The organism is Pseudoalteromonas sp. SWYJZ98 (assembly GCF_015864495.1).
Classification (GTDB): domain Bacteria; phylum Pseudomonadota; class Gammaproteobacteria; order Enterobacterales; family Alteromonadaceae; genus Pseudoalteromonas; species Pseudoalteromonas distincta.
Genome location: NZ_JADYXA010000027.1, coordinates 1 through 13,898 on the forward strand (window position 1 = coordinate 1; position 13,898 = coordinate 13,898).

Annotated in this window: 8 protein-coding genes and 10 tRNA genes; 8 read left to right on the forward strand and 10 right to left on the reverse strand. The window is 39.3% G+C overall.

Annotation, left to right across the window (positions count from 1 at the left end; genetic code table 11):
• Window positions 1-307: 307 nt before the first annotated feature.
• The 3 genes from I6F10_RS14105 to I6F10_RS14115 all read right to left on the reverse strand — a co-directional run bounded on the left by I6F10_RS14105 (window position 308) and on the right by I6F10_RS14115 (window position 716).
• Window positions 308-383: transfer RNA gene (locus I6F10_RS14105), tRNA-Glu, on the reverse strand.
• 144 nt (window positions 384-527) lie between these two features.
• Window positions 528-603, reverse strand: a tRNA-Glu gene (locus tag I6F10_RS14110).
• 37 nt (window positions 604-640) lie between these two features.
• Window positions 641-716: transfer RNA gene (locus I6F10_RS14115), tRNA-Ala, on the reverse strand.
• A 1,174-nt stretch (window positions 717-1,890) separates the two neighbouring features.
• Between I6F10_RS14115 and I6F10_RS14120 the strand changes: the two genes are divergently transcribed.
• From I6F10_RS14120 to I6F10_RS14155, 8 genes are all read left to right on the forward strand, one after another.
• Window positions 1,891-1,966 (forward strand) — tRNA-Val (locus tag I6F10_RS14120).
• 152 nt (window positions 1,967-2,118) lie between these two features.
• Window positions 2,119-2,194: transfer RNA gene (locus tag I6F10_RS14125), tRNA-Val, on the forward strand.
• A gap of 161 nt (window positions 2,195-2,355) precedes the next feature.
• Window positions 2,356-2,431 (forward strand) — tRNA-Val (locus tag I6F10_RS14130).
• A 153-nt stretch (window positions 2,432-2,584) separates the two neighbouring features.
• Window positions 2,585-2,660 (forward strand) — tRNA-Val (locus I6F10_RS14135).
• Between the two features lie 48 nt (window positions 2,661-2,708).
• Window positions 2,709-2,784 (forward strand) — tRNA-Val (locus I6F10_RS14140).
• 32 nt (window positions 2,785-2,816) lie between these two features.
• Window positions 2,817-2,892 (forward strand) — tRNA-Val (locus I6F10_RS14145).
• Window positions 2,893-2,953: 61 nt separating this feature from the next.
• Window positions 2,954-3,029, forward strand: a tRNA-Val gene (locus I6F10_RS14150).
• A 506-nt stretch (window positions 3,030-3,535) separates the two neighbouring features.
• Window positions 3,536-5,182 carry a tetratricopeptide repeat-containing response regulator gene (locus I6F10_RS14155; protein ID WP_165744964.1) on the forward strand — a complete coding sequence of 549 codons (1,647 nt, stop codon included), beginning with the start codon at window positions 3,536-3,538 and terminating at the stop codon, window positions 5,180-5,182.
• A gap of 4 nt (window positions 5,183-5,186) precedes the next feature.
• On the opposite strand, the gene msrB is transcribed toward I6F10_RS14155, so the two are convergent.
• The 7 genes from msrB to I6F10_RS14190 form a co-directional block, all read right to left on the reverse strand.
• Entirely contained in the window at window positions 5,187-5,627 is a 441-nt protein-coding gene (msrB, locus tag I6F10_RS14160) for a peptide-methionine (R)-S-oxide reductase MsrB (RefSeq protein WP_165744963.1), read from the reverse strand.
• A 147-nt stretch (window positions 5,628-5,774) separates the two neighbouring features.
• Window positions 5,775-6,215 carry a hypothetical protein gene (locus tag I6F10_RS14165; RefSeq protein ID WP_197099043.1) on the reverse strand — a complete coding sequence of 147 codons (441 nt, stop codon included), beginning with the start codon at window positions 6,213-6,215 and terminating at the stop codon, window positions 5,775-5,777.
• A 2-nt stretch (window positions 6,216-6,217) separates the two neighbouring features.
• A complete protein-coding gene (locus tag I6F10_RS14170; RefSeq protein ID WP_138489372.1) occupies window positions 6,218-6,736 on the reverse strand; it encodes a DUF2919 domain-containing protein in 519 nt (172 codons plus the stop codon).
• A 9-nt stretch (window positions 6,737-6,745) separates the two neighbouring features.
• Window positions 6,746-8,764: an NAD-dependent DNA ligase LigA gene (gene ligA / locus I6F10_RS14175; protein WP_197099044.1), complete on the reverse strand. Its 2,019-nt coding sequence runs from the start codon at window positions 8,762-8,764 to the stop codon at window positions 6,746-6,748.
• A gap of 80 nt (window positions 8,765-8,844) precedes the next feature.
• Entirely contained in the window at window positions 8,845-9,612 is a 768-nt protein-coding gene (gene zipA / locus I6F10_RS14180; protein ID WP_197099045.1) for a cell division protein ZipA, read from the reverse strand.
• Between the two features lie 74 nt (window positions 9,613-9,686).
• Entirely contained in the window at window positions 9,687-13,088 is a 3,402-nt protein-coding gene (locus I6F10_RS14185) for a chromosome segregation SMC family protein (RefSeq protein WP_197099046.1), read from the reverse strand.
• A gap of 67 nt (window positions 13,089-13,155) precedes the next feature.
• The gene (locus I6F10_RS14190; RefSeq protein ID WP_002958580.1) at window positions 13,156-13,887 is read right to left on the reverse strand and encodes an RNA methyltransferase; all 732 of its coding nucleotides are present in this window, start codon (window positions 13,885-13,887) and stop codon (window positions 13,156-13,158) included.
• Window positions 13,888-13,898 lie beyond the last annotated feature (11 nt).

Here is a 13,898-nt window from a genome sequence, read left to right on the forward strand (position 1 = left end):
GCCGTGAAAGGGCGGTGTCCTAGGCCTCTAGACGATGGGGACACATAAATGTGTCACTAGGACAACTGAATTTTTAGACTCGTTTCAGGCGAGCTTTCTTAATAACACTTCACTTCCCTATAAAAAATAAGTAAGTGGCGTCCCAAGAGATTAGTACTCTTGATAACGTCGTGCATAGAGAGTGCGGTGTCACACTGCTTTACACAATACTTAAAATAGTAAGTGGCGTCCCCAAGGGGATTCGAACCCCTGTTACCGCCGTGAAAGGGCGGNTCACACTGCTTTACACAATACTTAAAATAGTAAGTGGCGTCCCCAAGGGGATTCGAACCCCTGTTACCGCCGTGAAAGGGCGGTGTCCTAGGCCTCTAGACGATGGGGACACATAAATGTGTCACTAGGACAGTTGATAAGTTTAACTCACATCATGAGCTTTAAGGTAATTGCGTTTAATACAAGTAAAGACTCGAGCTTTAATTGTGACGCTATTTTCTCGGTAAAACCGCCTTTAACTAATAAAAGTTAAGTGGCGTCCCCAAGGGGATTCGAACCCCTGTTACCGCCGTGAAAGGGCGGTGTCCTAGGCCTCTAGACGATGGGGACACAGAAAACTGCTACCCTAGGACAAAACACTAATTTTTGGTGGAGCCATGCGGGATCGAACCGCAGACCTCTTCACTGCCAGCGAAGCGCTCTCCCAGCTGAGCTATGGCCCCAACTTAATCAATACCCGTCGTGATAAACACATCGTGTATCGCTTAGTGCGGGGCGCATTCTATGCACCACCCAAAATAAAGTCAACAGTTTTTTACCTAGCTTTATTTAAATGGTTTAATTTTCAACAAACTGGCTATCAAGCGTGCTAAAAAATACAATTTGAATAAGATTCTAACCCTACTGCTTATAATAACATCACTATATTGCAGCGAATACTCAATAGCCCCCACTCCCCCATTTAATGAAACAAAATTGCATCAAAGCAAAGGTATACATTTATATGCAAATTAAACTTATCTAAAAACTACCAATTAAGGCCCCGCCAATCGCCTTAATCTTTTAAAAGTTACAATTGCTTATAATAACCAAAACTTAAATGTGGGTTTGAGAGTACCCGCAGCCTTTACTTGCTTAATAACCAGCGTAACTCGTACTAAAAAATTCGATTATTGTTTAAAGAGCATTTTTAAAAGAGCACTGTTGCTTCGTAATTCTATGTATAAAACTTCAGGGCGGGTTGATCTTTGGTGGGTGAAGCGGAAGCTTTGCTCGGTTTTTACTTATTCTTACATGGATGTAAGCCATTAGGGTAACGCAGGAGCAGTTACCGAGCCCACTAGGTTACAAACCTCGCGCCGCGATTTAATCGTCCTAGATTGAACAAATTTGAATCCACAAAGGTCAACACGCCCTAGTTATATGTGATCTATTTAGTCTTAATCCGAAGGCTAGTAGCGAGGAATACGTATTTACGAGATGGCTAGGTTGGCTTATAAAAATAAAGTAAGTACAAAAATAGAGTTTAGAATGCTGAAATAGCATTTGTTTTGGGAAGTTTAGATTAAATTCATTTTTAAAGGACCGCTCTATTCACTAAATAACTCGCCCTAATATTAATCCATCTTGCTCATAATCATAAAAACGACTCCAGTAAAAAAACAATGAGTATCGTAAAACTAAATTTAAGGTTAATAAAGTACAATTCCCTACTCACTTTTAGGTGCTTAATTGAACTGCAATATCAAATTTGATGATAAAATAGACTTCAACCATATCCTATTGTTTATAAAACCTTCATTCAGCACATTTTTATCATTCAAGTGTTGACACATTTCCAACTCTATCTATAATAGCGCCCCACAACAACGCAGCAATGCAATGTTGTTTAGATGTGGGTGATTAGCTCAGTTGGGAGAGCATCGCCCTTACAAGGCGAGGGTCACTGGTTCAAGTCCAGTATCACCCACCACTTTTTAGTTAAAGTGTTCACATCTAAATTCTATATGGGTCATAAGCTCAGTTAGAAAATAGAGAGCATTACCGCTACTTACAAGTAACGGCAAAGTTCACTGGTTAAAGTCCAGTACTATTTATTTAATAGTAGCGTTTTAATTTATATGTGGGTGATTAGCTCAGTTGGGAGAGCATCGCCCTTACAAGGCGAGGGTCACTGGTTCAAGTCCAGTATCACCCACCACATATAAAACCTATTACTATATTAATAGTCGTGTTTTAAAATTGTAATATGGGTCGTTAGCTCAGTTACAAGAAAAGAGAGCATCACCGCCTTTTATAAAAGATGGCGAAGTTCACTGGTTAAAGTCCAGTACTATCTATATCGGTAGTAGCATGTAATATGGGTCGTTAGCTCAGTTGGGAGAGCATCGCCCTTACAAGGCGAGGGTCACTGGTTCAAGTCCAGTACGACCCACCATTTTTTAAATGGTGCATATTACAAGAAAATCTAAATGGGTCGTTAGCTCAGTTAGAAAAAAGAGAGCATCACCGCTATTTACAAGTAACGGCGAGGTTCACTGGTTAAAGTCCAGTACTATTTATTTTAATAGTAGCGTTTTAATTTATATGTGGGTGATTAGCTCAGTTGGGAGAGCATCGCCCTTACAAGGCGAGGGTCACTGGTTCAAGTCCAGTATCACCCACCACATATAAACCTATTATTGTATCAATAGTCGCGTTTTAAAATTTAATATGGGTCGTTAGCTCAGTTGGGAGAGCATCGCCCTTACAAGGCGAGGGTCACTGGTTCAAGTCCAGTACGACCCACCATTCTTAGAATGGTGCATATTAAAATGTAATTTGGGTGATTAGCTCAGTTGGGAGAGCATCGCCCTTACAAGGCGAGGGTCACTGGTTCAAGTCCAGTATCACCCACCAAATTACATCAAGCGGTCAATTGATAATAAAGAATTAAATAACAGGCATACCTATTATATGTGGGTGATTAGCTCAGTTGGGAGAGCATCGCCCTTACAAGGCGAGGGTCACTGGTTCAAGTCCAGTATCACCCACCACATATAAATACCATCAGATAACTTCTCTAGTAATAACTCTTTCTTTTCATATTAAATACATTTAAGAACTTTATAAAAACTCAATATATAAATCGTATGTAATTAACTTAGCCGTAAGAAAAAGAGCATCACCACCCTTTACAAGTAATGGCGAGGATCACTGGTATCAAGCCAAGTAATCACCCACCACATATAAATACCATCAGATAACCTCTCTAGTAATAACCTTTTCCCATATTAAATACGTTTAACTCCTCTTTTTACCTTAAATACATTTCATATTTTTATTAAAATCTAAATTACCATATCAAAGCGCTCATCAAATATAGCGTTTCCATTTTACTTATTTAGTTTTTAATTATGCTATTCGGCTCAGTACTTTCGAAGTTAGATAAACGTATTAGACAAAGTTAAGTACCTAATAAATACAGCTATCATTTAAATTCCCTTGTAAGGAGTTAAACTGTTGATTATAGTCTGTGTTAAATACAATTACGCTTAAGCCAATGCCAACTAAGATCTATTCAAAAGCCAAAATACTTATAGTAGAGGAGCAGCCACTTGCTCAAAGCTATATGAAACAATCGTTAGAAAGGCTTGGCTTTCGGCAGTTGCGCTTTGCTGATCATGCAAACTCTGCAAAAGAGCAGTGTTTAAGTGAAGAATTTGATCTAATAGTTTGCTCATTCAACTTAAACAAACACCAAGATGGCTACCAGCTTTATGAAGAGCTACGTGTAAAGCAGCTCATAAAAAGTTCGACTGGCTTTATTTTTATCTCAGCAGAAACAAGTGGCTCACTCGTTCATAGTGTTCTTGAGCTGCAGCCAGATGACTTTTTAGTTAAGCCTTTTACAGTACAAGAGCTTAAAACACGCATTGAACGAATCTTAAAGCGTAAACACGACTTACAAACAGTGTATTCATTAATTGATGATGGTAACGATTCAAAAGCTATTAAATTTATTGATACCGCTCTGGATAAAAAAAATAATAATTACAGTCCTATCCTACTTCGCTTAAAAGGCGATGCCCTACTTCGCTTAAAGCGTGCTCAAGATGCAAAAGACTTTTTTAAGTCTGTTCTCGATATTCAAAAATTTGCTTGGGCAAAAGTAGGTTTAGTAGAGGCACTTATAGCGAATAACGAACATATTTTGGCGCAGCGAATGCTCAAGACAATGTTAGAGCGCCAAGAAACTCGTTTAGTAGCCCTTGATTTGTTGGGCAGATTAGAAATAAAGCTAAATCAGTTTGAGCTAGCACAAAGCTTTTTAAGTCAAGCAGCAGACATTGCACCGCGAAACATCACACGCCAAAAATCGTTAAGTAATGTGTCGCTAATTAATCATGACTACGAAAAAAGCTATTTAACTCAAAAAGATATAGCCACCTTTGCAAAGCACTCAATACACGACCACCCCGATGTATATTTGAATGCAGCACGTGCCGGTATCGACTTTGCGTTAACGACTGATCAAACTGATCAAATTCAACGAATTTCTAGACAAACAAATCAGTACATTAATGATTTAAAAAAACAGTTTCCTAATAATGCAAATCAAGCTCAGATTGATGTACTAAATGCACGACTTCATTACTTAAAAGACGAGCATCAAAAAGCGAAAAAGCTAATTGAGCAGCTTGATGACGACGATACTCATCTCCGATCGGTTGATGGAGCACTTGATAAAGCAAAAGCATTTCATGAACTGGGGTTTCATCAGAAGGCGCAAACCTTATTCACACAAATAATTAGCCACTGTGAAAGACACCCTGCAGTTAGCGACACAACTTACTTGCGTTATATTCAGCAGCAACAAAGTGAGCGACGCGATATTAAAATGGGTCCAAAAGAGCTTAATAACCATGCCGTTAATCAATTTAATAAAGGGCAGTTAAATACTGCGCTGGAAGCTTTTACACAAGCGTTTAGAGTTATGCCTCGCAATCAGAGTATTGCACTTAATTTATTACAGTGCCTATTTGATTCAACCAAGCAATCTGGCAGCTCATTTAATATGGATCTTGCTAGAAGATGCTACGCCCTTCTTGATAAAGCTAAATTACAAGCAGATCAGACGCAGCGTTTAGATAAGATTTTGTATATAGCAAAAGAAATGAATTTAGATATTCAAAGCGCTAGTAAATAAAATATTAGAGCTTTTTCATTGCTGCGGCATTAACGCAATAACGTAAACCTGTTGGTAATGGGCCATCTGGAAAAATATGGCCTAAGTGCGAATCGCACACATTACAAACCACCTCTATGCGCTCCATACCATGACTTGTATCGTTTACATAACCAATCGCTTCAATTGTCGCAGGTTGCGTAAATGACGGCCAACCAGTGCCACTATCAAACTTTTCATCGGCATCAAACAATAGACTATCACAGCAAATACACACATACTTGCCAGGTTCGAGTAATGTACAACTACCCGAGCTATCTGGGCGCTCTGTTCCCTTCTTGCGTGTTACGTAATATTCATCTTCTGATAGTTGCATCCGCCACTGCTCGTCAGTTTTGACTACTTTTTTACTTGGGGTAGGATTGCCGTTGGTGGCAAAGTTAATAACATCATTCCACTTCAACATAATAGCCTCATTGAATAGTTGATTAACCGTACTTAATAAATTTATAAGAAGTACGGTCAATTATTACGTTATTTAATACACTAGAGATCAGCTAAAGAGTGTTGACCGTTTAAAACTAAAACTCGTTCAATCTTAAAGGTAATCTCCTCAGCTAAAGGTAATATTTTGTTTTTCTGAGCCGGTAAGTATTCGTTTAATAAAACTATCTAGCTCTGCTTTTTTTACAGGTAAACTAACACTCATTTGGCGCTCGTTATTACTGTAAATAATTAGCTCATCATCCTTTGTTGTTATGCGTTCAATACTCTCAATAACTAACCAATTTGGACCATGCTTTTTATCAAAAAATCCCATCAAACTAAAAAGTAGTAAATGTTGGGCATCTCGCTGAATAAAATCCTCTAGCCTATTTCTTGATTTAAATAAGGGCGTTAGCCTATAAACGCTTGAGCAAAAAACAAATAACCACAACCCAAATAGCGCTTTAAACCACATAGACTCTAAAAGCTCAGTGCTAATCATTAAAATAATAAGCACTAAGCCTATTAACGATATAGCTATCGCTATTTTTTTATTTACAGTGTCCACAACTAATCCCTTTTAAGTCGCTTTTTTTCTTCTGATGCTTTTTCTGTCGGCTCAGGCCAATCATTAAAAAAAACGGTTAAATAACGGCTTTTCACCAAATACCACAATACCCATAAAACAATCATCATTTGTACTGCTAAAAATGATGAAAATCGATAATGGCTATGCGCGGCTTGAATACTTAACCATGTTAAATCAACAACAGCACATACAATAAGGGGCCAGCGCATATGCCGCCATATTTTTGCTAACTTATCGCTCGCACTGTGTGAATCTCGTGGTCTGCGTAAACAAAATAAAATAGTCGGTATTATTGCGATACTTCCAATTGCTATTGCAATAAAAAAATCATTTTTATTTTTAAAAAATAACGACATTAAATCAAGTTCAGGCCTGCGACTTAAAGCCGCAATCACCCAAATAAAATAGCCACGTAATAGCACAAGCAAACTTAAATTAAATGCAATAGGAGTTCGGTAACTTCCGTACTTATCCCAGTATTCTGGACCGTATCGGCTCATTGTTGCGTCCTAACCATTATGCTTTTTAAGCAGCTCAATTAATTCATCTTCCGTGAGTATGTCGATACCTAAATCTTGGGCTTTAGTTAGTTTTGAACCCGCTTTTTCACCCGCGACTAACGCATCAGTTTTCGCTGATACGCTACCAGATACTTTAGCACCTAGCTGCTGTAAGCGTGCTTTTGCGTCATTACGATTAAGCGTATTTAGCGTACCAGTAAGTACATAAGTAAGCCCAGCAAGCGGTTGTTCTTCTTCAGAAGGTGCACTCAACGCTGGCCAGTTTACGCCTTGCTCTATAAGCGCATTAACAACTGCTAAATTATGCTCTTCATCAAAAAAGCCTCGAACATGTGTTGCAACTATTTCGCCTACATCACTTACCTGCGTTAAACTATCAATGCTGGCATTTATTATATTTTCAAGGGTAAGGAAGTGATTAGCTAAATTTTGTGCTGTTGCCTCACCTGCTTCGCGAATACCTAATGAATATAAAAACTTAGCAAGCGTAGTGCCTTTCGCCTCTTCAAGGGCTGTTACTAAATTTTTGGCTGACTTAGGTCCCATGCGTTCAAGTGACTCAAAATGTCCTTGTTTTAAAATAAACAAATCAGCGGGTGTTTTTATAAGCTCTCTGTCTACCAGCTGATCAACAATTTTATCGCCAAGGCCGTCTATATCCAGCGCTTTGCGTGACGCAAAGTGTTTAATTGCTTGTTTGCGTTGTGCAGGACATACAAGCCCACCCGTACAACGAGCGACAGCTTCGCCTTCAACCTTTTCAACATGAGAGTCACAAATAGGACAAGTTACTGGAAATTCGATATCTCTGGCATCATCAGGGCGGCGCTCAAGTACAACTTGCGTTATTTGTGGGATTACATCTCCTGCGCGGCGAATAATAACTGTATCGCCTACTTTTACGCCTAAACGTGCAACTTCATCACTGTTATGAAGCGTTGCATTTGATACGGTAACGCCACCCACAAAAACAGGCTTCAAACGTGCAACAGGTGTAATGGCGCCAGTACGACCGACTTGAAAATCAACATCAAGTAATTGGGTTATTTCCTCTTGCGCCGGAAACTTATACGCAATAGCCCAACGAGGAGCACGTGCCACAAAGCCTAAACGCTCTTGTAAGGCCTTTTGGTTTATTTTTATTACTACGCCATCAATTTCATATTTAAGCTCACCACGGCGCGTTAAAATATCGCTGTAGTACTCAAGCGCGGCTTTAGGACCTTCAACTAATTTTGTTTCTGGGCACAGTGGTAACCCCCAGTCAGTCAGCTTTTCTAGTTGCTGATAGTGATCCTCAGGAATGCTGCCATCAGCTACAAGCCCGGTACTATAGGCATAAAACATGAGTGGGCGTTTAGCTGTAATTTTAGAGTCGAGTTGACGCAAACTCCCCGCGGCTGCATTACGCGGATTAACAAATACTTTTTCACCGCGTTTTTGCGCTTCAGTATTTAATTTATCAAAGCCAGCGCTGTCCATAAATACTTCGCCGCGCACTTCAAGCTCTTTTGGGTAATCACCACGTAACTTAAGCGGTACATTACGAATGGTTTTAACATTTTGAGTAATGTTTTCACCGGTAAAACCATCACCTCGCGTAGCCGCTTGTACAAGCACACCATCACGATAAATAATTGATACGGCTAATCCATCAAGTTTTGGCTCACAACAAAAAGTAAGCTCATCAGTACTCATTAAGCGCTCTTTTATACGGCGATTAAACGCAGTGAATTCTTCTTCACTAAACGCGTTATCAAGCGATAACATGGGTACTTGGTGCGCTACTTGCTCAAATTTACTCAGTGCGGCACCGCCTACTTTTTGTGTCGGAGAGTCGGCGGTTAAAAATTCAGGGTGCTGCATCTCTAGTGCGCTTAATTCGCGTAATAACCTATCGTATTCAGAATCAGGAATACTGGGGGTGTCGAGCACATAATAGTTATAGTTGTGTTGCTCTAATGTAGTACGAAGATGATTAATTTGCTCACTAATGCTGCTAAACATTTAAACCTCAATAAACATAAAAAAAGCCACTTTGACGATTCACCGTCCAGTGGCTTATAAAAATATAATGTATGCGTTATTTACGCTGAAAAAGAACGAACCTGTTCAACATATTGCCTGATGCGCTCTACTGTCATTTCATTTCGCTCAGCATCTAAAATTTGTGCACCAAATTCATCCGCTAACTTTTTAGCTGCGCTGTGCAACATATTAAATGCCGCTAGACCATCGCCGTCGCACGGTAACGTCATAAATAAGCTTACCCCAGCGGTACTAAATTGTTCCATATTATCAATATCAAACGTACCTGGGTTGTACATATTTACTAATCTAAACAAAACAGGACCTTGGCCAGCCGGATCTAAGTGGCGATTAAAAAAGCCTTCCTCAGAATATTTAAAACCTAAAGTATTAACTGCTGGTAATAGTTTACTGCCCTGCATACTAAGCTCTTCTGGCATTTGAATATGCACAATAACAAAGTCAGACATTTGAGCAGGCGCTTCTTCAGCACTTTGATCTTTTGTTTCAAGATCATCAACTACTTCTAAGTCATCTTCAATCGGTGTTTCTGGCACGCTTGTATCAATTTGCGGCTCATTTGCATCAAAGTTAAGCTCGCCAAATTGTGGCTCATCACGTTCGTCTTGCATTGGCTCTTTTGGCTCAGCCTCAGTACGAAACGGTTTAGATGAAGCTGGTGCGCTTTGTTGTAATGGCTCAACCCGTTCATTATCCGATACTTCTGGGCGGTCTTTTTTTCTAACTGACCACAATCCATGTATTAATAAACCACCAATGACAATTACACTGATAACGATTAAAACCCATCTTAATTGTTCGGCCATCCCCTCACCTTTTATTATTTGATATGCCTAAAACCTGTATATTAATGAAAAACTAATACACTTGTTATAAAAATTTATGCGTGTGCAAGTTGCACAGCTTGCTCTATATCTACAGCAACCATACGCGATACGCCAGGTTCTGCCATAGTAACACCTGTTAATCTACCTGCCATTTCCATCGCAATTTTATTATGACTAATATAAATAAACTGCACTGATTGTGACATTTCTTCAACCAAACGGCAAAAACGCACAACGTTGGCATCATCTAATGGTGCATCTACTTCGTCCAGCATACAGAAAGGAGCTGGATTGAGCCTGAATATAGAAAACACTAATGATAATGCGGTCAGCGCTTTTTCTCCACCACTTAACAAATGAATTGTTGAATTTTTCTTACCCGGTGGTCGTGCCATTATACTAACACCACTTTCGAGTAAATCGTCACTGGTTAATTCTAAATACGCGCTTCCACCACCAAAAACTTTAGGAAATAGCTCAGCAAAGTCTTCGTTAACTTGATCGAACGTCGCTTTAAAGCGTGTTTTGGTCTCACTATCAATTTTACGAATTGCACCTTCAAGGGTGCTTAACGCTTTTGTTAAATCATCTAATTGATTATCAAGATAATCACTACGTGCTTTGGCTAAATCAAATTCTTCTATTGCCGCTAAGTTTACTGCACCTAATTTATCTAGCTGATTAGTAAATCCGGTTAACTGATTTTGTGCTGCACTTAAATTTAATGAATCTGGTAATTCATCAAGTATTGCTTTTAAGCTTTGTTTCAACTCTTCTAATGGCTCAAGCGCAACTTGCGCTTTTATTACTAAGCTTTGCTCTTCAATTGTTAGCTTTTGGTGCTGCTCTTGCAAGCCCACCAGCTCACCTTGTGAATTTTTAAGGCTTATTTGCTTAGTGTTTAAGCTCTCTTTCGCCTGAGCTAATTCTTTTTGTAGCAATACTAATGCCTGCTCACCTTTTTGATGCTGTGCTAAGAGCTGCGTAATTTTATCGCTAAGTTCTTTCTCTGGTATCAGCAGCTCTTCTATTTCACTAAGTAGTTCTTGCGCACCTTCTGATGCACTAACGTGCTCTTGCTCTGCATGGCTCAATTTGGTTTGGCTTAACTGCCATTCACTGCGTGCCTTTTGCTCTGAGAGCGTTGCCTTATGTGCTTGTGTTTTATATTGCTCAAGCATGCTTAATGCTTCGCTATAACTTTTATCACTTTGTGAGCGCAAGCTATTTGCAGCGTCTACTTCATCCGCTAAGTTAAGTTGCTGCTCATTTAACACTTCAAATTGCTCTGTTTGCTCATCAAGCACGGTATTTAATTGTAAAAGCTGATTTGTTAATTGCTGTTTTTGTTGTTGTAGCTTTTCTAGTTGTAACTTAAAGTGCGCTACTTGCTGTTTGAGCATATCGCTGCGCGTACTGGCTACCGCTATATTTTGGGCAAGCTCATGTATCGCTTCTTTTAGCTCGCTTTGCTCGTTAACTAACTTTATTTGCTCAGCTGTATGTCCGTCACGAGTGTGTGTTACTTGTTGTAACTCGTCCTCGGCATTAGTTAACTGCTGCGCTTTATCTTGCAATTGCTTATGCTTTAAAAGTAATGAGTTTTCTGCATTACATTCGGCACTTACATGCCAGTTACGACCATATAAAGCACCGTTTTTATCCATAACAGCTGTATAAAAACTATCTTTTAGTATTTCTAAATCACCGCTTTCACTATAAGCAATACGTGCTAAATGCTCTGGATAAACACCGCTTGTTATATATGTAGCTAAGCTATTTGTTGGCACACTTTTATCACTATTTGGCCACACACTGTTATCAGCTTGCTGCTCACTTACATTTAAGTGCTCTAAAGATTTAAGTGCTTGCTCTATTAGAAGCTCAAAGCCTTCTTTAACACTTAGCTGATTAAACAAACCATTAGTACGTTCACTTTTTTCATCAAGCCCTAATGTACTTTTAAGCCCCGTTATACTGGCTTTTAACTCGTTTATTGTTTGAGTGAGCGTCGAATATTGTGTTTGTGAGTTATTAACAAGCTCATTTTGCATTTCAAGCTTAGCAGTGCACTTCGTATGTGCTGTTTGTTTAGCGGCAAGTTCTTGAGTTAATGTTTGTGTTTGCTGTGTTTGCTGTATTAACTGTTGCTCTACATCACTACTTTGTAGCTCGCTAAGCTGAACAGTTAACTGATCAATTTGCTCGTTAACGTGGCTTATTTGCTGCTGAGTTTGTTTAATGTGACTACTATGTAGTTGCACGTTATTATTAAGCTGTTGCTGTTGCTCACACAAAGCTTGCCAATGAGTATGGTGGCGCTGCTTAAGTGCTAATAATTCCTCAAGTTCATGCGTTAACCCACTAACTTGCTCTTCACATATTAAGGCATTTTCACTTTCCTCTTGCAGGGCTTCGTTGAGTTGTTCGCACACAATTTGCTGCTGCGATTTTACCTCAGCACTTTGAATTTGGCGTTGCTGTAATTTAATTAAACTTTGTTTAAGCGTTTGGGTTTGCTGCTTTACATTGATTTGTTGTTGCTCAGCGCGAGTAAGCTCTGTGTGTATTACATGTTGCTGATGCTGTGCATCGCTTAGTTTATCTTGCTGAGCTTGTACTTGCCCTTCTAAGCTTGCAAGTACATCGTCATGCCCTGAGTTAGCGGTTTTAAAAAACAAAATTTGATCATTAAGTTTTTTAATTTGGGCACTTTTTTCAAGTTGCTGCTGATGTAACTTTTGCCATTTTAAAACGGCAATTTGGCCTTTTAGCGTACGTTCTTGTGCTTTTAATTCGCGGTATTTTTTTGCATCAACCGACTGCACAGCCAATTTATCTAGCTGGCTTTGTAGTTCTTTACGCACATCTAACAAACGTTCAAGATTTTCGCGAGTGCTCTTTATACGAGTTTGTGTTTCGCGGCGGCGCTCTTTGTATTTAGAAACGCCAGCGGCTTCTTCTAAAAATACGCGCAGCTCTTGTGGTTTACTTTCTATTAAGCGCGAGATCATCCCTTGCTCAATAATTGCGTAACTACGTGGACCAAGACCGGTGCCTAAAAATATATCGGTAATATCGCGCTTACGGCATTTACTGCCATTTAAAAAATACAGTGACTGTCCGTCGCGCGTTACTAAACGCTTAATAGCAATTTGGTTTCGATCGGCAAATGTGTTTGAAGGACTTCCTTTATCGTTATCAAAAACAAGCTCTACAGAGGCTTGTGATATGGCTTTTCGATTAGTTGAGCCATTAAAAATAACGTCGGTCATGGCGTCGCCACGCAGGTTTTTAGCAGAGCTTTCACCTAGCACCCATCGTACTGCATCAATAACGTTAGATTTGCCACAGCCATTGGGGCCAACAACACACGTCATTTGATCAGGAAATGGAATTTTAGTGGGCTCTACAAACGATTTAAAGCCCGCTAATTTAATAGTGCTTAAGCGCATCTTATTGTTATTACCGATTATTATTGTTATTGATTACAAACAATTTAACTCATTAACAGTTAAATTGTTAAGCTTGTCGTTTAAAATTATCTAAAATAATACCGGTCGCCATTGCCACATTAAGTGATTCTGCACCACCAAAAGCGGGGATGGTGATTTTATTAGTTACTAACTTTGCACATGTCTCGCGTATTCCATGCGACTCACTGCCCATTAGTAAAACGCCTGAGCCCGTAAATTGGGTTTTATGCACGCTTTGCCCATCTAAAAAAGCACCGTAAACAGGTAAATTTAAAGACTGTAGGTAATCAGGTAAATCAACTTGGCTTACCGATACCCTTACAAATGAGCCCATCGTGGCGCTAATTGTTTTTGGGTTGTAAGCGTCTGCGCTGTCGGTGCTAGTTACTATATGTTTAATACCGTACCAGTCTGCCACTCTTATTATTGTGCCTAAATTACCAGGGTCTGATACGCCATCAAGTGCGAGTATTAAGCCATTTGCTTGTGGTAAAGCTGCCTTTGGCATATCAACAATAGCAATGGCTGCATTATTGCTAACTAGCGTGCTGGCTTTGGTGAGGGTCTCTTCATCAGCTTCTATAAAGTTAGCTTGCGGATACTTACCTTGGTACGCATTTATAAATTCGTTTGTAGCAAAAATATTAACCACATTTAATGGGCTGTTTAATAACTCAAGTACGTTTTTCTCACCCTGTACAAGGTATTGATTATATTGCTTTCGGTACTTTTTTTGGCCAAGTTGGCGAATAAGTTTGAGTTGGTTTTTTGAAATCATAACAGCCCCAT